This is a genomic window from Streptococcus sp. CCH5-D3 (assembly GCF_001556435.1).
Lineage (GTDB): Bacteria > Bacillota > Bacilli > Lactobacillales > Streptococcaceae > Streptococcus.
Genome location: NZ_LSIW01000116.1, coordinates 1 through 824, shown reverse-complemented (window position 1 = coordinate 824; position 824 = coordinate 1). Strand labels below are relative to the sequence as shown.

The window sequence follows — 824 nt, the reverse complement described above, 5'->3', positions numbered from 1 at the left end:
CAAAAAGCTCTATAATCTCTACAGTGGTTTTACCCACTACAGAAATTATAGAGCCATGATTTCCCAAACCACTAGTACAACTAGTCGCTTTCAAGAGACCAAAAGACTCACCCCAGTTTTGGGATGAGTCTTTTCGTTTGAAAACTCAGATGACTTATTAAATCACTTCTACAAGTTTTTTAATTTATCTTAGTCTTCTTTTTTGCGCTTACCTGCCAAAGTAAGTCCAAAAGCTGCAAGAACTCCTCCTAGTACTACAGCTGCTGTAGAGGCTTCTTCTCCTGTCGCTGGGAGGGTAGAATCGTCTTTTTGAGCCGCTGAAATAGTCGCTCTTGCTTTGAGATTCATGTTCTTAGTCGATGAATCCGATGCCTGAACATCTACAGCTGGTGAGACAACCTCAGAGCCTTTACCATTATTAAAGGTATCTGTTGATCCACCCCTTGTTGCAAGCATTGGGACGCTAGCATCTGAGACATTACCTGCTGGGTCTGTCGCTTTCGCTGTCACATTGCCTTCCGGAATATCAACCGTTGGTATGATAGTGGCTTTACCATTAGTATCAGCTGTAGCTTCACCAATCTTGTTACCATCTTTATCAAACAACTCAACCTTAGATCCTGGTTCTGCAATAACATCGATTGGGGTACGAGTACCTGCCTTACCTGTAAGGTCAGTGTTCACAACCGGTGCTGACGGAGCAGTCGTATCAATTCCTTTACCTACAGTCACTGATGTTGGGCGAGAGGTGTTGCCTGCTTCATCTGTTGCAGTCACAGATACTGTAGCACCTTCGTTCAAACCACTTACTGGAACGCTGAAGT

General features: G+C 43.8%; 1 protein-coding gene. It reads right to left on the bottom strand.

All coding sequences use genetic code 11. The features are described from left to right. Positions 1–189 precede the first annotated feature (189 nt). Positions 190–824: LPXTG cell wall anchor domain-containing protein (locus AX662_RS07655; RefSeq protein ID WP_156430705.1), on the bottom strand; the 635-nt coding region annotated here is incomplete at its 5' end.